Origin of the sequence: Pseudomonas sp. IT-P260, from assembly GCF_949768395.1 — a bacterium.
GTDB classification, from domain to species: domain Bacteria; phylum Pseudomonadota; class Gammaproteobacteria; order Pseudomonadales; family Pseudomonadaceae; genus Aquipseudomonas; species Aquipseudomonas parakoreensis.
On the sequence record NZ_CATKPO010000008.1, the window covers coordinates 68,963 to 89,513 of the forward strand.

17 protein-coding genes and 1 pseudogene are annotated in these 20,551 nt (G+C 60.8%); 8 read left to right on the forward strand and 10 right to left on the reverse strand.

The window, feature by feature from the left end; all coding sequences use genetic code 11:
• Window positions 1-8 precede the first annotated feature (8 nt).
• From ACM6HV_RS06105 to ACM6HV_RS06120, 4 genes and pseudogenes are all read right to left on the reverse strand, one after another.
• A complete protein-coding gene (locus ACM6HV_RS06105) occupies window positions 9-608 on the reverse strand; it encodes a flavin reductase family protein (protein WP_414903762.1) in 600 nt (199 codons plus the stop codon).
• A 170-nt stretch (window positions 609-778) separates the two neighbouring features.
• On the reverse strand, window positions 779-1,387 hold the full coding sequence (locus tag ACM6HV_RS06110) for a methyl-accepting chemotaxis protein (protein WP_373557817.1): 609 nt from the start codon (window positions 1,385-1,387) through the stop codon (window positions 779-781).
• A pseudogene (locus ACM6HV_RS06115) lies at window positions 1,367-2,095 on the reverse strand (PAS domain-containing protein); the annotation flags it as partial. The pseudogene ACM6HV_RS06115 and the gene ACM6HV_RS06110, both read right to left, overlap by 21 nt.
• Before the next feature lie 111 nt (window positions 2,096-2,206).
• Window positions 2,207-3,520, reverse strand: coding sequence for an MFS transporter (locus ACM6HV_RS06120; RefSeq protein ID WP_414903763.1), 1,314 nt, complete (start codon window positions 3,518-3,520; stop codon window positions 2,207-2,209).
• A gap of 348 nt (window positions 3,521-3,868) precedes the next feature.
• Here ACM6HV_RS06120 and ACM6HV_RS06125 point away from each other — a divergent pair, with 348 nt between their 5' ends.
• The 4 genes from ACM6HV_RS06125 to ACM6HV_RS06140 all read left to right on the forward strand — a co-directional run bounded on the left by ACM6HV_RS06125 (window position 3,869) and on the right by ACM6HV_RS06140 (window position 9,130).
• Window positions 3,869-5,287, forward strand: coding sequence for a short-chain fatty acid transporter (locus tag ACM6HV_RS06125; RefSeq protein ID WP_086791573.1), 1,419 nt, complete (start codon window positions 3,869-3,871; stop codon window positions 5,285-5,287).
• Between the two features lie 157 nt (window positions 5,288-5,444).
• Window positions 5,445-7,139: an acid phosphatase gene (acpA, locus tag ACM6HV_RS06130; RefSeq protein WP_414903764.1), complete on the forward strand. Its 1,695-nt coding sequence runs from the start codon at window positions 5,445-5,447 to the stop codon at window positions 7,137-7,139.
• 117 nt (window positions 7,140-7,256) lie between these two features.
• Window positions 7,257-8,438: a hypothetical protein gene (locus tag ACM6HV_RS06135; protein WP_414903765.1), complete on the forward strand. Its 1,182-nt coding sequence runs from the start codon at window positions 7,257-7,259 to the stop codon at window positions 8,436-8,438.
• 176 nt (window positions 8,439-8,614) lie between these two features.
• Complete coding sequence (locus tag ACM6HV_RS06140; RefSeq protein WP_414903766.1) at window positions 8,615-9,130, forward strand: SET domain-containing protein-lysine N-methyltransferase; 516 nt, start codon at window positions 8,615-8,617, stop codon at window positions 9,128-9,130.
• Window position 9,131: 1 nt separating this feature from the next.
• On the opposite strand, the gene can is transcribed toward ACM6HV_RS06140, so the two are convergent.
• A complete protein-coding gene (gene can / locus ACM6HV_RS06145; RefSeq protein WP_041074817.1) occupies window positions 9,132-9,776 on the reverse strand; it encodes a carbonate dehydratase in 645 nt (214 codons plus the stop codon).
• A 139-nt stretch (window positions 9,777-9,915) separates the two neighbouring features.
• Between can and ACM6HV_RS06150 the strand changes: the two genes are divergently transcribed.
• A complete protein-coding gene (locus tag ACM6HV_RS06150) occupies window positions 9,916-10,320 on the forward strand; it encodes a serine kinase/phosphatase (RefSeq protein ID WP_414903767.1) in 405 nt (134 codons plus the stop codon).
• Between the two features lie 122 nt (window positions 10,321-10,442).
• Here ACM6HV_RS06150 and rimI read toward each other — a convergent pair whose 3' ends face one another.
• Both rimI and ACM6HV_RS06160 read right to left on the reverse strand, forming a co-directional pair.
• The gene (rimI, locus tag ACM6HV_RS06155; RefSeq protein ID WP_041074813.1) at window positions 10,443-10,895 is read right to left on the reverse strand and encodes a ribosomal protein S18-alanine N-acetyltransferase; all 453 of its coding nucleotides are present in this window, start codon (window positions 10,893-10,895) and stop codon (window positions 10,443-10,445) included.
• Window positions 10,888-11,634, reverse strand: coding sequence for an energy transducer TonB (locus ACM6HV_RS06160; RefSeq protein WP_414903771.1), 747 nt, complete (start codon window positions 11,632-11,634; stop codon window positions 10,888-10,890). Before ACM6HV_RS06160 ends, rimI begins: the two co-directional genes overlap by 8 nt.
• Before the next feature lie 234 nt (window positions 11,635-11,868).
• Here ACM6HV_RS06160 and mksB point away from each other — a divergent pair, with 234 nt between their 5' ends.
• Genes mksB through mksF form a run of 3 tightly spaced genes read left to right on the forward strand, consistent with a single transcriptional unit; the run spans window position 11,869 to window position 16,680 of the window.
• Window positions 11,869-13,152: an Mks condensin complex protein MksB gene (mksB, locus tag ACM6HV_RS06165; RefSeq protein WP_047296550.1), complete on the forward strand. Its 1,284-nt coding sequence runs from the start codon at window positions 11,869-11,871 to the stop codon at window positions 13,150-13,152.
• Window positions 13,142-13,843: an Mks condensin complex protein MksE gene (gene mksE, locus ACM6HV_RS06170; RefSeq protein WP_047296552.1), complete on the forward strand. Its 702-nt coding sequence runs from the start codon at window positions 13,142-13,144 to the stop codon at window positions 13,841-13,843. Before mksB ends, mksE begins: the two co-directional genes overlap by 11 nt.
• Window positions 13,840-16,680, forward strand: a complete 2,841-nt coding sequence (gene mksF / locus ACM6HV_RS06175; RefSeq protein WP_086791558.1) for an Mks condensin complex protein MksF — start codon at window positions 13,840-13,842, stop codon at window positions 16,678-16,680. The genes mksE and mksF overlap by 4 nt, the downstream gene beginning before the upstream one ends.
• Before the next feature lie 216 nt (window positions 16,681-16,896).
• On the opposite strand, the gene ACM6HV_RS06180 is transcribed toward mksF, so the two are convergent.
• From ACM6HV_RS06180 to ACM6HV_RS06190, 3 genes are read right to left on the reverse strand one after another with little or no spacing between them, the layout of a single operon-like run.
• On the reverse strand, window positions 16,897-19,200 hold the full coding sequence (locus ACM6HV_RS06180; RefSeq protein ID WP_414903768.1) for an MlaD family protein: 2,304 nt from the start codon (window positions 19,198-19,200) through the stop codon (window positions 16,897-16,899).
• Window positions 19,193-19,816 carry a paraquat-inducible protein A gene (locus tag ACM6HV_RS06185; RefSeq protein ID WP_047599125.1) on the reverse strand — a complete coding sequence of 208 codons (624 nt, stop codon included), beginning with the start codon at window positions 19,814-19,816 and terminating at the stop codon, window positions 19,193-19,195. The genes ACM6HV_RS06180 and ACM6HV_RS06185 overlap by 8 nt, the downstream gene beginning before the upstream one ends.
• Window positions 19,803-20,462 (reverse strand): paraquat-inducible protein A, encoded by a 660-nt coding sequence (locus tag ACM6HV_RS06190; protein WP_414903769.1) that lies wholly within the window; start codon window positions 20,460-20,462, stop codon window positions 19,803-19,805. The genes ACM6HV_RS06185 and ACM6HV_RS06190 overlap by 14 nt, the downstream gene beginning before the upstream one ends.
• Between the last annotated feature and the right edge of the window lie 89 nt (window positions 20,463-20,551).

Here is a 20,551-nt window from a genome sequence, read left to right on the forward strand (position 1 = left end):
CTCGCGAATCAAACCGACAGGATTTTACCGTCCACCGCATCGCCAATCGTCAGGAAATGCCCGCCGGCCACGTGGTGCAGCGTACGCAAGCCGTCGTGCCCGTCGAAGTGCCAGCGGCCGTCGCTGAAAACACGTTCATCGGCCTGAGCGGCGATGACTTCGGCGAGGAACAGGTCATATTGTTCGTGATTGCGCGGTTCGGGCAGCAAGCGGCATTCGAGCCAGGCCACGCAGCCTTCAAGCAACGGCGCTTCGAAGGTTTCACCGGTAAAGGTTTGCAGGCCGTAAGCCTGAAACTTGTCCTGCCCCTGACTCTGCTGGATCTCCAGCCCCGAGGTATTGCCGACAGTTTGCACAATGTCAGCCTGATTGACACACGGCACGTTGAGCACAAAAGTGCCGGACGCTTCGAGCAACTGCCGGGTCCAGGTGGACTTGTCGAGGACGACGGCCACTTTCGGCGGTTCGAAATCCAGTGGCATTGCCCAGGCGGCGGCCATGATGTTGCGCTGGCCGTCATGGGCCGCGCTGACCAGCACGGTCGGCCCGTGATTGAGCAGACGGTAGGCTTTGTTCAGGGGCACCGGGCGGCGGTGGGAGGCGCTCATGGGGATCTGCTCCGGGGAAAAGGAACAGATTGTAGCGCCAGCTGCTGGTGAAAACCTGTAGGAGCTGCGGCACGCTGCGATCTTTTGATCTTGATGTTGATCCTTGAAATCACATCAAAAGATCGCAGCCTCGTTGCACTCGGCAGCTCCTACAGGTATTGGCGGGGGAATCAGTTAGAGAGTTGATTGGCAAACTGCCCGACCGCATCCACCACTTTCTGCGCGCCGTCCTGAATCTCGACGATCACCGTGCCCGCCTCCGCCGCCAGCGCCAGGCCTTGTTCAGCCTGCAGCTTGCCATCGGTCATCAGGGCCACGGCGTTTCGCGCCATCTCCTGGTTCTGCCGCACCACGCCGACGATCTCTTCGGTCGCCTGACTGGTGCGCGAAGCCAGTTGTCGGACTTCGTCGGCCACCACCGCAAAGCCCCGGCCCTGCTCGCCGGCGCGGGCCGCTTCGATGGCCGCGTTGAGCGCCAGCAGGTTGGTTTGCTCGGCAATGCCGCTGATGGTTTTGACGATAGTCCCGATCACCTGCGATTGCTCGTTCAGTGCCTCGATGCCCTCACCGGCCGCCTGCATGTGGCGTGACAGATCACGCATCACATTCACCGCCTCGGTGACCACCGTGGTGCCACGTTGCGCGGTGCTGTCGGTTTGCTGCGAAGTGCTGTAGGCAATGCTGGCCGCGTCGGCAACCGCTTGTTCACGGTTGACCTGATCGGTGATCACCGTGGCGAATTTCACTACTTTGTACAGTTTGTTGTTGGCATCGACCACCGGGTTGTAGGACGCCTCCAGCCAAACCGTACGACCGTGACTGTCGACCCGTTTGAAACGGTCGGCGACAAATTCGCCATTGTTCAGGCGACGCCAGAAATTCTGGTACTCGGTGCTGTTGTACTCCTCAGGCGTGCAGAACATCCGGTGATGTTTGCCTTTGATCTGCGCCAGGCTGTAACCCATGCCCTGCAGAAAACGCTCGTTGGCATTGAGCACGTTGCCGTTGAGGTCGAATTCGATCACCGCTGTCGAACGCACCAGAGCGCCGATCAGGTTTTCGTGTTCGCGTGAGGCTTCGATGGTGCGGGTCAGGTCGCTGGAGAAGATCGAGAAATGCTTGATCCGCCCGTCCGAAGCACGCACCGGCTGCACGATGGAGCGCAGCCAGGCTTCTTCGCCATTACCGCGCAGCAGGCGCACTGCACCAGCGAAATGTTCGCCACGGGTCAGGGCGGCCTTGAAACGATGGTGAAAGTCATCGGCCTTCACGTGCGCCGGAACGATGTCTTCAATGGCGCGCCCCACCAGATCCTGGCTCTTGTAGAGCATTTCGCCGAGGAAGTTCTGGTTGACCGACTGAATCCGGCCATCGGGTTCCAGGGTCAGCACCAGCATCTCGCTTTCCAGGCTTTCCTTCACCTGCAGCAGGCTGGAGAGTTCTTCACGAAGAGTGGCCAGCTCTTGCTTGAGGTGTTTGTTGAACATGGGCAGATACCGATGGAAAGAAAGCGGGATGCAGACTAGCCATCGGCCTTGAATTTCTTTTCTGAAGAGCGCTTGAGACCCGTCGGTCAAAAATAGTTCACGGGCGTGCGATCAGACAGTTCCGGCCACTTGGCATTGCCCTGTACGCGGCATTCGCGAGCCAAAATACAGCGCACTCAACAGCCCCACCACGCCCATCACCGCACAGAACATCACGCAGATCCACGGGCTCCACGGCATCAGACCGATCAGCAACAGCGGTGTGATGCTCGCCCACGCGGCGTAGGCAATGTTGTAGGTGAAGGAGATGCCCGATACGCGAATTCGCGCCGGGAACAACCCGACCATCACCGACGGCACCGCCCCCACCACACCGCAGGCCAGGCCGGCGATGGCGTATGCCAGCCCGATCCAGTGACTGCCCATGATCAAGCAGCTGTAAAGCACGCCGATTCCCAAGGGCAGCAGCAGGCTATAGAGCATGACGGTACGCCAGGCCCCCAGACGATCGACCAGCAGCCCGGCGATCACACAGCCGATGTTGAGGAAGACAATGCCCAGCGCACTGAGGGCGAAGGTATGGCTGGCGGTCATGCCGAAGGTTTTCTGCATCATGGTCGGCGTAATGACCACGAACACCACCACTGCCGAGGTCAGCACGCAGGTCAGCAGCATGGCCGGCAACATCGCCAGTCGATGCTCGCGCAGCACCGTACGCAGCGGCAGTTCGACCCGCGCTTCACGCTGCGCCTCCATGGCCATGAACACCGGGGTTTCGCTCAACCAACGGCGCAGGTACACACCGATCACGCCGAACACGCCACCGAGCAGGAACGGATAACGCCAGGCGTAATCAAGGATTTCCGCCGGGCTGAACACGTGTGCAAGGAAAGTCGCGGTCAACGCACCAATCAAATAACCGAAGGTCAGCCCGGCCTGCAAAAAGCCCAGCGCGTAACCGCGATGTCCGGCAGGCGCGTGCTCGGCGACGAACACCCAGGCACTCGGCACCTCCCCTCCAACCGCTGCGCCTTGCAGGATGCGCAGCGCCAGCAACAGCAGCGGCGCGAAATAACCGATCTGGGCATAAGTCGGCATGATCCCGATCAGCAGGCACGGCAGCGCCATCATCAGGATGCTCAGGCTGAAGACCTTTTTCCGGCCCAGGCGATCGGCGAAATGCGCCATCAGGATCCCGCCCAGCGGACGCGCCAGATACCCGGTGACGAAGATCCCGAAGCTTTGCAGCAGCCGCAGCCATTCGGGCATTTCCGGCGGGAAGAACAACTGGCTGAGGGTCAGGGCGAAGAACACGAAAATGATGAAATCGTAGATCTCCAGCGCCCCACCAAGTGCCGCAAGGCCGAGGGTCTTGTAATCGGAACGGCTGAACGGCGCCGGTCGGGCTGGGGATTGGGCAGTCATGGCAAAGCACTCTGGCAGGCAAAAAACCAAGGCGCTCATGGTCTACGCAAATCCGCCTCGGGACAACCCGTTAGACCATAGTCACGGTTTGGCAGAACCTGCTCACAAAATGGCGGCGGTTGATTTACTGTTTAAGCCTGTCCGGAGGAACCAGGTCAACGCCGACTGACCGGAGTGACCCCGTGTGGGAGCGAGCCTGCTCGCGAAGGCGTCAGCCCAGCCAACTTCGATGTTGAATGTGCCGACCTCTTCGCGAGCAGGCTCGCTCCCACAGGGACCTCTGTGTTGTCGGGATGGGCGACCGTTCCTGCAGACCCACAATAACCATAAAAATCCGAGGTACTCCCTGTGGCCGTTGATATCGAAGATAGCCGCTCCGCGCGCTTTGCCTTGCGCTGTTCAAACTTTGCCGAACGCTGGTTTCCCGACTCCTGGGTGTTCGCCGCGTTGGCCGTGATCATTGTCGCGCTGGCCACGCTGGCCATGGGCGCGAAACCCACCGATGCCGCGATGGCCTTCGGTGACGGGTTCTGGAGCCTGATTCCGTTCACCATGCAAATGGCCTTCGTGGTGATTGGCGGCTACGTGGTCGCCAGTTCGCCGCCGGCGGTCAAACTGATCGACAAACTGGCGCGCATCCCGAAAAACGGCCGCTCCGCCGTGGCCTGGGTCGCGCTGATCTCGATGGTCGCCTCGCTGTTGAACTGGGGTCTGTCGCTGGTGTTCGGCGGTTTGCTGGTGCGCGCCCTCGCCCGCCGCACCGATCTGAAAATGGATTACCGCGCGGCCGGTGCGGCGGCGTATCTGGGCCTCGGCGCGGTCTGGGCCCTGGGCCTGTCATCATCGGCGGCGCAGTTGCAGGCCAACCCGGCCAGCCTGCCGCCGGCGATCCTGTCGATCACCGGGGTGATTCCGTTCACGCAGACCATCTTCCTCTGGCAATCCGGCGCCATGCTGCTGGCATTGATCGTGATTTCGATCATCGTCGCTTACGCTACCGCGCCCGGCCCGAACTCTGCGCGCGACGCCAAGGATTGCGGCATCGACCCGGCGTTCAATCTGCCACCGCTGCAACCGCGCACCCGGCCCGGCGAATGGCTGGAGCACAGTCCGCTGCTGATCATTCTGCTGGTATTGCTGGCGGCCGGCTGGCTGTTCCACGAGTTCTCGAGCAAACCGGCGATCACCGCGATTTCCGGGCTCAACACCTATAACTTCCTGTTCATCATGCTCGGCGCGCTGCTGCACTGGCGCCCGCGCAGCTTCCTCGATGCAGTGGCCCGCGCGGTGCCGACCACCACTGGCGTGCTGATCCAGTTCCCGCTGTACGGCTCGATTGCTGCGCTGCTGACCACGGTCAAAGGTGCCGATGCGCAGACGCTGGCGCATCACATCTCGACCTTCTTCGTCAGCATCGCGTCCCACGACACCTACGCGCTGTTGATGGGCGTGTACTCGGCGATTCTCGGTTTCTTCATCCCGTCCGGCGGCGGCAAGTGGATCATCGAAGCGCCGTACGTGATGCAAGTGGCCAACGATCTGCAATACCACCTCGGCTGGGCGGTGCAGATCTACAACGCCGCCGAAGCGCTGCCGAACCTGATCAACCCGTTCTACATGCTGCCACTGCTGGGCGTGCTCGGCTTGAAGGCGCGGGACCTGATCGGCTTCTCGTTCGTGCAATTGCTGGTGCACACGCCGCTGGTGCTGTTCCTGCTGTGGGTGCTGGGGACGACATTGGCGTATACGCCGCCGGTGATGCCATAAATCTGATCTGACAGGCCAAGTCATTCCCGCGTGGGAGCCAGCAGACTGGCTCCCACCTTTGTTTCACAGCAACTTTAAGCTGTAACCCAACCGTCATATTCCCTTGCTAGCGTCCGCCCGAAACAAACTGAAACAATTAAGCAAAACGGGCTGACAGATGAAAGACGAAACAGACAGCACTGACGCACCTGAATCCGACACCCCCACCGACACCAGTCGCCGCCGCTTCCTCGGTGGAGTTGCCGTCCTCGGTGTGGGCGCGACGTTGGCCGGTTGCGGTAACGCCAGCAACCCGCCGGGCAAACCGGCCGAGCGCCCGCTGACGTCAGCCGAGCTAGACAAGGCCCTGCGCGATCAAGTGAAAACCGTGGTGGTGATCTACGCCGAAAACCGCAGCTTCAACAACCTGTTCGGTGATTTCCCCGGTGTCGAGAAGCCGCTGTCTGCGCTCAAACCTGCCGATTACCAGCAACGTGATCGCGACGGCAGCCTGTTGCAGACGCTGCCTCCCGTCTGGGGCGGCGTGTTGCAGATCGGCCCGCAAACCCTCGATGGCGTGACCTACCCCGCCGCCACGCAGTTTCAGGAAAACCTGCCCAACGCACCGTTCGCCCTCAAAGGCCCGAACGGCGAAGATTTGCCGTTTGGCTTGGTCACCCGCGATTTGTGGCACGTGTTCTATCAGAACCAGATGCAGATCAACGGCGGCAAGAACGATGGCTTTGTTGCCTGGGCCGATTCCGGCGGGCTGACCATGGGCCATTACGCTCAGAGCCGTTATTCCCTGCGTCTGTGGGACGTGGCTCAGGAATTCGTGCTGTGCGATAACTTCTTCCAGGGCGCGTTCGGTGGCTCGTTCCTCAACCACCAATACCTGATCAGCGCCACCGCGCCGTTCTATCCGGACGCGGCCAATTCGGTCGCCAAGTCGCAGATCGCCGCGCTGCAAAGCGCCGACCCGACCGATCCGCGCCTCAAGCCGCTGGAGGCATCGCCGGCCAGCGCCATGAGCGGCCCGCCGCAGTTCGGCCCGAGTGCGCTCACGCCGGACGGCTACGGTGTCAACACCCTTGCCCCGCCGTACTGGCCAACATGGATTCGCGACCCGGAGCGTCCGGCGTATTCCAAACCGGATCTGCCCAACGTGCTGGTGCCGCAGACCCACGAGCACATCGGCGACAAGCTGTCGAAGAAGAATGTCGATTGGGCCTGGTACGCCGGCGCGTGGCAAGCGACGCTGGATCAATACAAGGATTCCGGCGGGATTCCGAAGATCCCCAACTTTCAATATCACCACCAGCCGTTCAACTATTTCCAACAACAAGGCCCGGAAAACCCGCAGGAGCGCAGCAAACGCCTGCGCGATGCCGGGCTGGGGGATGAGTCAAGCACCAACAAATTCTTCGCCGACGCCGAGGCCGGCAAGTTGCCAGCGGTCACGTTCTACAAACCACAAGGCAATCTGAATATGCACGCTGGATATGCCGACGTGGCCTCCGGTGACCGACACATCGTCCGCGCCCTCAAAGTGCTGCGCGAGAGTCCGCAATGGAAAAACATGGTGGTGATTGTCACCGTCGATGAAAACGGCGGCTGGTGGGACCACGTGGCACCGCCCAAGGGCGATCGCTGGGGGCCGGGATCACGGGTGCCGGCGCTGGTGGTGTCGCCGTTCGCCCGCAAAGGCACGGTGGATCACACGGTCTACGACACGGCGTCGATCCTGCGCCTGATCACCCGGGTGTTCCAACTGGAAACACTGGACGGCCTCAAGCAGCGCGATGAGGCAATGATTGCCCGTGGCCAGAAACCCATGGGCGATCTGAGCAACGCCCTGCATTTTCAGGCGTGAGCCGAGTGCGGCGGGCTGACGAAAAAATCCGCGAATGACAGCTTCACTGTGCAACACGGCTGATCCAATATGAAGCGCCCCAAACTCCGGGGAACCCACGCTGAAAAGGATCTGAGCATGTTCAAACTCGCAGGATTTACCCCCGCCGCGCTGACACTCGCCGCGCTCACATTGAGCGCGGCGGCCCACGCCGATGTCGATCTGAAGCTGGGCAGCACCGAGCGCGTCACTCGCCTTTTTGCCTACCCCAACAACTGCAGCGTGATCTGCTATCGCAACTGGTCGCTGGAGCAGACGGTCGCCCACTATTTGAGCCAGAGCGTGCAGCGCGATGGTTACGCCAATGCCAAGGTGCTGGTAAAGAACGATAACGGGCAGATTTACGTTGAGATCAGTGGCGTACCAAAAGGCTACGACAAGCCGCTGTCGGCGCTGCTCGACGCCGGTGATCTGGCCTATACCGGCGCCAGCAAGCTCAATGCCGATGGCAAATGGGCGTACAGCTGGTACCTGTTCCTGCCGTTGGGCATGGCCCTGGAAAACCGCAAGAGCGTCGAGCTGCTGCACTTCCCGCCGGATTACTCGCTGACCCAGGCCCAGGATTACCTGCGCTCGAACACCACGGATCGCTGGGCCACGCTGTTGAGCGCCAACGGCATCCCGGCCGACCAGACGCCGGCCTATCAGACCATCATCGACATCGCCCCCATCGCAGCGCCGTCCAATGCCGGCAGTGACCTGGAAGGTGTCTACGACTACTTCAAGGATTATCAGACCACGCTGGTCAAGCAGTTCAGCCAGACCAGCGCCGGCACCACCCTGCCGATGGTCGCGTTCGGCGCACCGGTGCGTAACTGGATCAAGCAACAATATGGCCCGACCGTCGCCGTACTGGGTCTGGCGACCATCAGCCCGAGTGCGGGGGTGAACGTGCCGGTGCTGGGTTCGAACCATCCGAGCTACATCTGGTACGCCGCCGATCCGGCCAGCTACGACGGCGATGAAACAAAAGCCGATGCCGCCGGCTTGAAGGTCATGGGCCAGGACTTGAGCGCGGCCTGCTGGCAGGCCGGGATGGGCAGCAAGCCCGGCACCGATGCGAAAACCCTGCTCAGCAGCTGTACGCAAACCTGGCAAGTGACGCAAAAGGGCAAGACCTGCGAGCTGTTCTACACCTCGATCCGCAACCTGACCCCGGCCCAGGCTGCCGCCAAGTGCTCGACCACGCCGATCAAGGCACAACTGCAACAGCTTCAGGGCGAAATGCCGGACACCACCGTTCCCGCGCCACACCTCTGATGGGCTGAAAGCCTTCCCGTGTCAGTCGATGCTGACACGGGAAGCAGCCGATCACGCCTGTCAGATCTGACAGTAGACGCTTTGGCGTTTACGCGAGAGGATCGGATCCAAACATGTTGCAGCGCTGACAGGACGTCAGATCAAGGAAGTCGCAGCATTTGCCGACAGGGATCGTTATGAACAATCAGGCCCATCAGCATCACATCCCCCGCGACGCACCCGGCATTTACCCGTTTGCCGGATTGCCCGTGCGCCTGGGTTTCCCATCCAGCGAGGACTTCGAAATCGTTCAGCACGACGATGGCCGCGCGTCGGTGGTGGTGCGTCGGGCATTCCTGCGGATCACCCGGATGTGTCGGGTGTCCGGGCAACTGCTGCCCTATCGCTGCCGCCAGACTCGCCAGCTACTGGCCGGCATCCATCTCTACGATCCGCGTTTTTGCGGATTGCTCGAACATGCCTGCGACCCGAATGCGTTCCTCGACATGAGCGAACTGTGGCTATGGGCGCTGCGCGATATTCAGCCGGGAGAGCGCCTGACCATCGACTTCGCGGCCACCGAAGACCGTTTGCTGCAACAGTTCGCCTGTACTTGCGGCTCGCCGCGCTGCCGTGGGTGGATCACCGGTTACGATGAACCACCCACGATCGAGGGCCAGCACTTTTTGCAGCGCTGGCGACATCCAGACTGAGTTACAACGCTCCGACCGGGCGCAGACGGTACTGCGGCGGCAGTTGCTCGAAGCCGCTGATGGTGGTGTTCAGGCTTTTCCAGCGACCGTCCTTGATGCCGTAGATGCAACCGTGAATCGACAGGCTCTGCCCGCGATGCCAGGCGTTCTGGATGATGCTGGTATGGGCGACATTGGCCACTTGCTGGATAACGTTCAGTTCGCAGAGGCGGTCGACCTGTTCTTCCTCGGTCGGCAGCTTGGCCAGTTCTTCACGTTTTTCGTAATACAGGTCACGGATCGAGCGCAGCCAGCCATCAATCAGGCCGAACTGGCGATCCTGCATCGAGGCACGCACGCCGCCACAGCCATAGTGGCCGGTCACGAGAATGTGTTTGACCTTGAGCACGTCGACCGCGTACTGGATCACCGACAGGCAGTTGAGGTCGGTGTGCAGCACGACGTTGGCGACGTTGCGGTGTACGAACAGATCGCCCGGCAGCATGCCGACGATCTCGTTGGCCGGCACCCGCGCGTCGGAGCAGCCGATCCACAGATATTCCGGGGTCTGCTGGCGCGCCAGTTTGGCGAAGAACTCCGGATCTTCCTTGGTGATCGCGTCAGCCCAGCGCTCGTTGTTATCAATCAGGTCTTGTAAGTCGTGCATGGTTAAGGCCTCAAGAAAGATGCGCTGGTATGACAGACGACCACCCGTCGGGGTCACGCAAGGGTCGCAAGTGTTTTCGTTGGAATTCCTGGGTGTGCGGTGAGTCCACTTAGTAAGGCCCACAGTATGAGGATTTGCCATGACTGATTCACGACGTCCGTACGATGCGGTGCAACCGGAACCGATCGATGATAACGAGGACCGCATGGGCTCGGTGCATGAACTGGATTTTGATGAAGACGAACCCAGCGCCAGGATTGGTGACGAGATCCCGGCGCGAGAACGCGAACAACTGATGCCCAACGAGCGCGTGCGTGAGGCCGGGTTTACGGGTGCATCGACGGCGGACCATGAGCCGACCGACGATGATCTGAGCCCGGAAACGCTGATTCGTGAAGACGGTGCGCGCGATGCCGAAGAGGCTGGCGCAGGCAATCAGGCCGATTGGGACCTGAGCATTGTCGACGAGGGCGATATCGGCGGCGGCAATGGTCTGGATGAGGCGGAGCTGGCGCGGCGTGATCCGCTGGATGGCAATCGCTGATTGCTCCTGATGTGATGCGACTCACTGTAGGAGCTGCCGCAGGCTGCGATCTTTTGATCTTGCTTTAGATTTTACGAAAACAAGATCAAAAGATCGCAGCCTGCGGCAGCGCCTACAGGTATTCAGTCGACCAACGTGCAGGCCATCACCACGGCGTCTTCGCGCCCGCCCACCGCCGGATAATAATCCCGGCGCCGGCCAATTTCGTTGAAGCCATAGCGCTCATACAGCTTGAACGCCGCGGTATTGCTGTCACGCACTTCCAGAAAGCATTCCCGAGCGTCAGCCTTGTAGGCAATCGACATCAGATGCTCCAGCAACGTCAGCCCCAGCCCTCGCCCCTGATTCTCCGGTTTGACCGTGATGTTGAGCAGGTGCGCCTCATCAAGAATGATCTGCACCACGCCGTGGCCGACTTGCTGCTGGCCTTCGAACATCAGCCAGATCTGGTATTTGCCCAGCCCGTCGAGAAAAATCCCGCGCGTCCAGGGATGGCTGTACGCCGCGTATTCGATCTTCAATACCGCGTCCAGGTCCGCCTCGGTCATCGGGCGGAACGATACAGCTTCACTCATTCGATGGTTTCCAGCGCGCCATCAGCCGACGCATGGCTTGCCACACAGCGGCTTTGCGCTGTGGCTCTTCCATTAACAATTCCAGACCGGGAATGGCCCAGGCCAGGCCCAGGCCTTCGATCTGCAACTCACTGTTGAACGCTTCAGCGTCCGCTTCACCGGCAAAGCGCACCGCCGGCAGGCCAATCAACCACAGGCAGGCGCAAGGTGCCGCTTCCATCTGTACCGAGAGGAAACCCTGAACGAAGTCGCGTGCCGCTTCCGGGCCCTGATCCATGGTTCCGCGGTTCAGCCAAGGCCAGCGCACCGGCTCGCCGACAATTTGTGGCGCATCCGGCAGACCGGCGGCGCGAAGCATGTCTTTAAGCAGCAGATAAGCTGGATCGCGGCTCTGGAACGCCTCGCCTGTGGGTAACTCGACCAGCAGCAGGCAAGCCCCGGCACGCAGCAATTGCAGGGCGAAACGCGGGGGCGGCACCGGCGCGGGTCTGGCGACAACTGGCGCCTCTTCGACCTCTTCCACCGGTTTGGCGCCATTGCGCGTACTGGCGAGCGACGGGCGCGGCACTTCGATCTTCGGCCGTTCGACCGGACGGGCGGCAGGCTGCGCCGGAGCTTCGGCCTGCACAACCGGCATCACCGCCACCTCTGGCTCAGGCTCGGGCATGTCCAGCAGCTCGGGCCGCGACGGGGCGGCGAAAGGCAATTCGGTGCGCGGCAGCCAGTCGACCACCTGCATGGCGTTCAAATAGGCGCGGCGGCGGGACTCGATTAGCAAAGGGTCGGCCACTTGTGGATAACTGAAAGTGGGCTGATTCTACCGCCCTTCGTTCAAGATCGCTTGCTGTTGATCGATAGCCTTTACCTGGGCTCGCTCCCTTAGAAAATGCGACAGCCCGTCCCGAGAGTGAATCGCATCCCTCCTGATGCAGTACAATCGCGGCTTTTAATCGCCAACCAGCCGGCCATTCCGATGATCGAACCCAAGCGCGTCTTGCGCGCCCTCGCTGAACACTGGGCACTTCTTGAGCCACTGTGCGAGCACTTCGACCAAGGCACCCTGAGCCTCAACGAACTGCGCACGCAACTGGCCGCCCAACAACTGGACAGCACGCCGCAGGACATCACCAGCCTGCTCGACGTGTGGATTCGCCTCGACATTCTGGTACCCGTGGCGAAAAGCCCGAACCGTTTCGAGCTCAACGCGCAAATTCACGACTTCCTTGCCTACCTGCGCCGGGAACATCGGCTGGGCCTGTGCCTGGAAATCGAAGCCTATCTGCGCCACCTCGAACGGCTGGCCGGCTACATTCAGGACGCGTTCGACGTGCGCGACGGCAACGACCTCGCCCGTCAGCTGCGTTTGCTCGACATGCGCGTACGCGACGTGCTGAAGAAACTCGACAACGACGAACAGGCGCTGGTGGCCGTCGCCGAACGGGCCAAGACCAGCGACCGGCAGATTCCGCTGCGTCAGCGTTACGCCGAAGTCCTGGCGACCTGGGACGAATACGTCGAGCCGATGATCGATCTGGTGAACGCCGACGGTGCCTTCGAGCAAGGCGTGCGCAAGGTCGAAACCGTGCTGCTGAAAATGCTCAGCGAACAGCAGCGCCTCGGCCATCTGGTCGATGACGACATGCTGCTGCGCACCCACGCGCGCATCCTCGAAATGCAGACCAGTGCCCAGTTGACCCTGCGCCACGCCCGCGAACTGCTGCTGCCGCTGCGTGAAGAGGCGCGCCGGCACAACGCCGTGACCCGTGGTGCCGCGCTGGCGCTGGCGGCGATCCGCCGCAAAGGCATCGACGCCGTGCCGCAAGCGGCGATGCCGCTGTTCACCCGGCCGCAAAGCACCTTCCTCGGCAGCGCCAGTCAGGTCGAGGCCTACGTCTACGCCCTGGCGCGTTTCGAGCCGAAACCGGCGCGGTTCCCCAAGGCGCACAAGACCCAGAAATCCGGCGATGCGCCGCGAGCACCGCGCACCGTGCGCGAGATGGTCGAGCGTTGCGAAGAGTCCCTGCCAATGCCGGATCTGATGACCTGGCTGCTGGAACAGGAACCGGACGGCGCCACCGACGAATTGCTCTACTGGTTCTCGCGCCTGTCGCGGGAAAAACGCTTCACCCGCGAGCGTCTGGAACGCCGCGAATACCACACTCACGAGCATCAGGTCAGCCTGCGCTCCTTCGCCCTGCTCTCGGCCCGCGACCCTGCCGCCGCCGAGGATTCTGCGAGCATCCCCAATGCATCTTGATCTATCCGAACTGTCCCAACTGGCGCCGATCTTCCGCGAGCTGTTCAAGGGCTACCACGTCAGCCGCCGCGACCCGGAGCTGTACGCGCAACTGTCGAACTTCCAGGATCAATACCGCACGCTGTTCAAGGCGCTGGGGTTCGAGCTGGTCTGCGACACCCGTGGCTTCTACTACTTCGTGCCGGACATGGCCGCTGCGGCGGTGAACAAGACTGCCCAGCGCCTGGCGCTGTTCACTTTCATCCTCGTCGAGCATCTGGCCGATCAGGGCCGCGACCCGATCGCCGTGCTCGACGGCGGCAGTCTTGGCCGTGAAGAGCTGCCGTCGTTGCTGGACAAATACCGCGACCTGTTCATCCAGGCCGAAGTGCAGACCGTTGAAGAGCTCGAAGAAAAAATCATGCGCCGCATGACCCAGCTCGGTTTCGCCAGCGAAGAAAACGGCGTGTACCGCTTCCTGCCGCCGATGCACCGTTTCCTCGACGTGTGCCTGTCGGTGCAGCAAGACCGCGATCTGGCAGCCAGCGTGCACAGCGTTCTGCCACTGCCGGCACCGGTGCTGATCGACGAAGAGGCTGAAGCCAGATTCCTCGAGACCGACGATCCGCTCGATCTCAGCGAGTTTGAGGAAGAAAGCGAAGAAGACGCACTGGCCCGCGCCATTGCCGAAGAACAGGAGTCCGACGCATGAGCCAGGAACGCTACGGCATTCGCCGCTTTGCCCTTTTGAACACCGCCGGCTACAGCCTCGGCCTGTTTCCGCTGGAAGAACCGCTATCGGTTTACGGCGCGAACAACCTCGGCAAATCCGCCTCGATCAACGCCTTGCAGTTTCCGATTCTGGCGCGCATGTCGGACATGAGTTTCGGCAAGTACAGTCTGGAACAATCGCGGCGCTTCTACTTTGCTTCCGACACCAGTTACATCCTCGTCGAAGTCAATCTGCCTCACGGCTCGCACGTGATCGGTGTGGTTGGTCGCGGCCCGGGCGGTGGTTTCGGTCACCAGTTCTTCGCTTACGCCGGCAAGCTCGACCTGGCGCATTACCAGAAAAACGACACCTGCCTGCGGCAGAAAGAGCTGTTCAGCAACCTTGAGAAAGAAGGCCTGAAAGCCTACGAACTCAAGCCTGATGAATTGCGTCGTCTGCTGGTGGGCGGGCACACCTCGATCCCGCTGGACCTGACGCTGATTCCGCTGCGCTCCACCAGCGAGCAGAGCCTGAAGACCTTCCGCGCGTTGTTCATCAACCTGCTGCACATGCGCGAAATCACTGCGGCCAAGTTGAAGCAACTGTTCCTCGATGCCTTCGAGCACAGCCTGCGTTCCGGCAGCGTCGATTACATTGCTGCGTGCGAAGAAGCCTTCCGCGACGTGCGCCGCATGGAACAGGACTACAACTCGCTGGTCGCCGCCGGCCCACTGGTCGAAGCCTTGGCCAACGGCGTAAAACAGCGCGACGTGCTGCGCGGCAAACTGCATCGCCTGTCGCCGCTGCTCGACTCGTTGCTCGGCACCTGGTCGGACTACGCCAATGCACGCAAGGAAGAACTGACGATTCAGGCCGAACACTACCGTCGCGAGCAGGACGACCTGCAAAACGACCAGCGTGGCGGCACCCAGGAGCTGATGCGTCTGGAGCGGGAAATCTCCGGCATTCAGCGCTGGCTCGGCGAGTTGTCGGTGCTGAAGAACCGCTTTGCGCTGGTCGATGACGTCAAAGTGCTGGAGCAACAGCTACTCGCGGCCAAGGACGCCCACGACGAATTGGCCGGTGCGCTGGCACAGTCCCGGCAGTTCAGCGCCGAAGATCTGGAAGAGCGTCTGCGCGATCTGGAAAAACGCCTTAAGTCGGTGAAGCAGCAACTCGATCACGCCGACAACAACAGCTATGCGCGTCTGCGTGAGGAGTTCTCGCAGCAGGACGTCGAGCGCCTGATGCGCCTGTTCAACAGCGCGCTGTTCAGCCTGCCGCTGGGCGAGCACGGCATCACCCTCGACGAGGATGGCGAGTGGGTCAAATCGGTCGAGCTGATTCTGGATGGCTTCAAGGGCGAGCGCTTCGAAGTGCCGGGGTTGTCGATCGACATCTCGCACATCGAGCCGCCGGCTCTGCAAGCGCTGGCCGACCGCGCCGCGCTGCGTGACCAGAAAGAACGTCTGGAAAAAGAGCTCAAGCAGCTCAAGACCCAGCAAGCCGTGGCCGCCGACCGCGCCGCGAGCAAGACCCAGACCGAAGCGCTGTACCAGCAAGTGCTGGATGCGCAGAAAGCCCTGGAAGATTTCCGTCGCACTCAAACGCTGAGCGCCGAAGAAGGCGACAAGCTTGAGCAACTGGCGCAGATGGAAGCCGCGCAGGACGAACTCAAGCGCTCCAGCGATGCGTTCACCGAACGCGTCCAGCAACTGTCGGCCAAGCTGCAACTGGTTGGCCGGCAGATCGCCGACATGGAAGCCAAACAGCGCACCCTCGACGACGCCCTGCGCCGCCGTCAGCTGCTGCCGGCGGACCTGCCGTTCGGTACGCCGTTCATGGATCCGGTCGACGATTCGATGGACAACCTGCTGCCGCTGCTCAACGACTATCAGGACAGCTGGCAGGGCCTGCTGCGCGCCGACGGGCAGATCGAAGCGCTGTACGCGCAGGTGCGCCTCAAAGGCGTGGCCAAGTTCGACAGCGAAGACGACATGGAACGCCGTCTGTCGTTGCTGATCAACGCTTACGCGCACCGCACCGACGAAGCCCTGACGTTGGGCAAGGCGCGGCGTGCGGCGGTCACCGACATCGCCCGGACCTTGCGCAACATTCGCAGCGACTACGACAGCCTCGAGCATCAACTGGCGCTGTTCAACCGCGAGATCAACAAGCGTCAGGTCTCCAACCTGCAGAGCTTCCGTATCGTCCTCGCGCCGAACAAGGAAGCACTCAAGCATATCGACCAGATCATCCACAGCGCCGGTCAGTACGAAGAAGGCGAAACCCTGTCGGTGTTCGATCTGAGCCAGAGCGCCGAACAGGACAACAAGAACGAAGAGGCCAAGGAATACCTGGCACGGCTGGTGGCGGCGAACCACAACCAGCTCGGCCTCAAGGACTTGTTCGAACTGGCGTTCGAGATCACCAAGGTCAACGGTCAGCCGGTGATTCACACCGACATCGACGGCGCGGCGTCCAACGGCACCACCATGACCATCAAGGCGCTGACCAACATGTACTTGTTGCTGCACCTGATGGATCGCGACCTCGCTGGTCGCGTGCGCCTGCCGTACTACCTCGACGAGGCCGCAGACATCGACGAGAAGAACCAGGCCGCTCTGCTGGAAACCAGCCTGCAATTGGGCTTTGTGCCGATTCTGGCGAGTGTGAAGCCGCAGGTCTGCGCCAGTGTCGCCATCGACCTGGAAGGCGGCAGCGGCCCGGCGGGGATCTACATCGATGAGGCGGACTGGAAGTACATCCGCCGGCATGATGTGGTGAAGGCCACCGTCAACGTGCAAGCCGATGAGCCGGAGCTGGATGAAGTTTGATCTGCTTTAGCTGAAAACCAAAAAGGGCCGCGATCTGTTGGGATCGCGGCCCTTTTTTTATGGCTTTGGGTTTGTGCTGAGCTTTGAGGCCTCTTCGCGAGCAGGCTCGCTCCCACAGGGATTAGCGTCGAACTTGATTTTGTGTACACCACCCATCCACTGTGGGAGCGAGCCTGCTCGCGAAGGCGTCTTTGCAGACGCCACATCAATGACGGGTTATTTACCGAGCGAAATCTTCGGCGCCCAGGTCAGCCACTCATCCTCGAACTTGTCGAACAGCGGGAACGTCTGTTCCGCACGCGCCGGGTTGCCCATCCGTTCACCGTCCGGGGTAGCGAAAGCGATGCCCCCCTGAATCGCCGTCTCCAGCGACTCTGTACGCACTGTCAGACCATTGAACAAGCCGATGTCGAAACCAACGCCGCTGGTGTTCCAGAATCGGCTACCGCTGCGCACCAACGGCGCGTATTTCGGCTCGATCAGAATGTGCACCAACACCCGGTCGGCCGTCTGGCCCAGTTCATAACCGGTGACCTTGCCCACGGTGATTTCCCGGTAGGTCACGGGTACGCCCGGTTTCAGCGAGCCACGACGGGCGGCACTCAACACCAGACTCAAACCGGCCTCTTGCTTGACCACCTCCGGCGGACTGGCCAGCGCGACGAAGTTCTTCTGCGGGCCAAGATTTTTCGCCGCCGGCTGCACTTCCACGTACTGCCCGGTGACCAGGGTTTCCAGATTCTGGGTCTTGATCAGTCCCAACTCCGGCTTGACCACCCAGAACTGACTGCCGACCCGGGCAATCTTCTCCGGCACTTCAGTGATCCGCGCAGTAATCATCACAGCTTGCAGATCGTCGGTCAGATCGACGTCTTCAATCTTGCCGACATCCAGGCCTTTGAAACGAATCGGTGTGCCCGGGCGCAAACCATCGGCGCGGTCGACCTTGATCGTCACCAGCGTGCCTTTCTGGTTGGCCTCGTCATGGTTGGCGAACAGACGGAAGCGTGGAATACGCTTCTGCAGCGGCGCCTTGGCTTGCGGGGTTTCGAAAGCGATACCGCCGGCCATCAATGTCTGCAACGACTCGCTCTTCACTTGAATCCCGCCCGTCAGACCACCGGTGAGGGTGATGCCGCTGACATTCCAGAAGCGTGTCGAGGCGTTGACCAGATTTTCGTATTCCTTCTCGATATGCACACCAATGACGATTTGCTTTTTGGTCTTGGAGAACTGATAGCTCTGGACCGAACCGACCTTGACCTGCTTGTACAGAATCGGACTGCCGACTTCGATCGAACCGAGAACGTCGGTGAACAGCACCAGGTGCAGACCCGGGGCGCGCAGATCCAGTGGCGGAGCTTTTGGCCGTGCCTCGAATTCGCGTTTCGGCGCAGCACCTTTGTCGCCCGGGCGCACGGCGATGTAGTTGCCTTTTACCAACGCTTCGAGCCCGGTAATACCGGCCAGGGAAATCGACGGTTTGACCACCCAGAACTGCGTGCCTTCGACCAGGTAGTCTTCGGCCAGAGGATCCAGCGTCAGTTCGGCCGTGGCGCTGTTCAGATCCGGATCGATTTTCAACGCTTTCAGGTTGCCGACCTGAATGCCTTTGTACATCACCGGCGTGCGACCGGCTTGCAGGCCTTCAAAGTCACTGAGTTTGACCTTGACCCGAATGCCGGCAGCGGCGGCGTCGAAGTCCTCATACAAACGGAACGGCAGGTTTGGATCGGTGGGTGGACTGTCCTTGCGATTCTCCGGAGTGGCGAAGGCGATACCGCCGGCGACGATGCTCGCCAGGGACTCGCTGCGCACTTTCACCCCCGACAGGTTGGCGTCGATACTGATGCCGCTGGCATTCCAGAAACGCGTGTGTTTGCGCACCAGTTTGGCGTAGGTCGGTTCGATGAACACTTTGAGTTCAACGGTGCTCTGGTCTTCAGACAGCACGTAGCTTTTGATCTGACCGACTTTGATCTGCTTGTAGAACACCGGGCTGCCGCGATTCAACGAACCCAGGCGATCGGCCTTGATGGTCAGGTGCAGACCGGGCTTGGAATCCGACAATGGCGGCTCTTCAGCCAAGGCCTTGAACTTGCGGGTCGGCTCGCCTTCACCCGGGCTGATGGCCACATAGTTCCCCGAGACCAGTGTTTCCAGTCCTGTGATGCCGGCCAGGGTGACGCTTGGTTTCACCAACCAGAAGCGGGTGCTGGTCTTGAGGTATTGTTCGACATCCTTGTTCATCTCCACAGTAGCGATCACGCCTTTGGAATTGCCTTCGTCGTCGAGCTTGAGCGTCTTCACCTTACCGACTGACATGCCTTTGTACATGACCTCGGTCTTGTTGGCCTGGATGCCTTCACCGCTTTCGAAGCGAACCTGAATCTCGATACCGGTTTCGTTATAGGCACGCCAGCCAAGCCAGCCGCCGATGATCAGGGCGATCAGGGGCAGTACCCAGATGGCAGACCAGTTGGAGGCCGGTCGGGTTTTCGCTACAGGCAAATCAGTCATGGTCGTCGTCCGACTCCGTGTTATCCCAAATCAGTCGGGGATCGAAAGTTACTGCGGCAAGCATCGTCAGAATCACCACACTGGCGAAAGCGATGGCGCCAAGATTGGCTTCGACACTGGCAAGCCGGCCGAAGTTGACAACCGCCACCAGAATGGCGATCACAAAAATGTCGAGCATCGACCAGCGACCGATGAACTCGATGAAGCGGTACATCCAGATGCGCTGCCGTGCAGACAATGGTTGACGGCGCTGTACAGAAAACAGCAACAGCGCGATACCGACCAGTTTAAACGTCGGCACCAGAATACTGGCGATGAACACCACCGCGGCAATCGGGATCATGCCGTGCTGCACCAACTGGATCACGCCGGACATGATCGTGCTGGGGTCGCCCTGACCCAGCGAGCTGACCGTCATGATCGGCAACACATTGGCCGGGATGTAGATAATCGCAGCCGTGATCAGCAGGGCCCAGGTTCGGGCCAGGCTGTTCGGACGACGAGCGTGAACCAGCGCACCGCAGCGGGTGCAGGTTTGCACGTCGGTGTCCGTATCCTGTCTGTTCAATTCATGGCATTCGGTACAGATCAGAATGCCCGCATCAATCGCCCGCATGGGCATCCTCTCCTGATAACGCCTGCCAGATCTGATGCGGTGACATCACCACTTCCAGCCAGACCTGAACCAACAACAAGCCGATGAAACACGCCAGACCGAGGCCGACGGTGATGGCCGCCATGTCTGCCAGTTTGACGATCGCCACGAGGACGCCCATGAGGTAGACCTCGAGCATCCCCCAGTCTTTGAGGTGGTGATAAATTCGGTAGAGCAATAAGCCGTAACTGCGTCCGGCGTTGAATCGAATCGTCAGCAAAACGAATAACTGGCACAGCAACTTCAGCAACGGAATAGCCATACTGCACAGGAATACAACGATCGAAACGCCCCGCATGTCCGTATTGAACAAGCCGAGCACGCCGCTCCAGACCGTATCCTGCGAAGATTGTCCGAGAATATTGAGTTGCATGATGGGTAAAAAGTTTGCCGGGATGTACAGCAATAATGCTGCGATCACCAGGGCAAGGCTGCGCTGCACCACGTTATGGCGGTGGGCGTACAACTCGTAACCGCAGCGCGGGCAGAGCGCTTTCTCGCCATGGGCAAGCTTGGGCTTGCGCATCAGCAGGTCGCACTCGTGACAGGCCACCAGGTCTTCCAGCGGTAAATCTGACAGCCCTGAGGCGTCAACCGGATCTGACATAAAGGCTCTGGCTCCGAAAAAGGTGGGGCTATTCTAGTGTTCTGATTCGAAAATAACTGTGCAAAATTGTTCGCTGGCTAAGTAAAAAT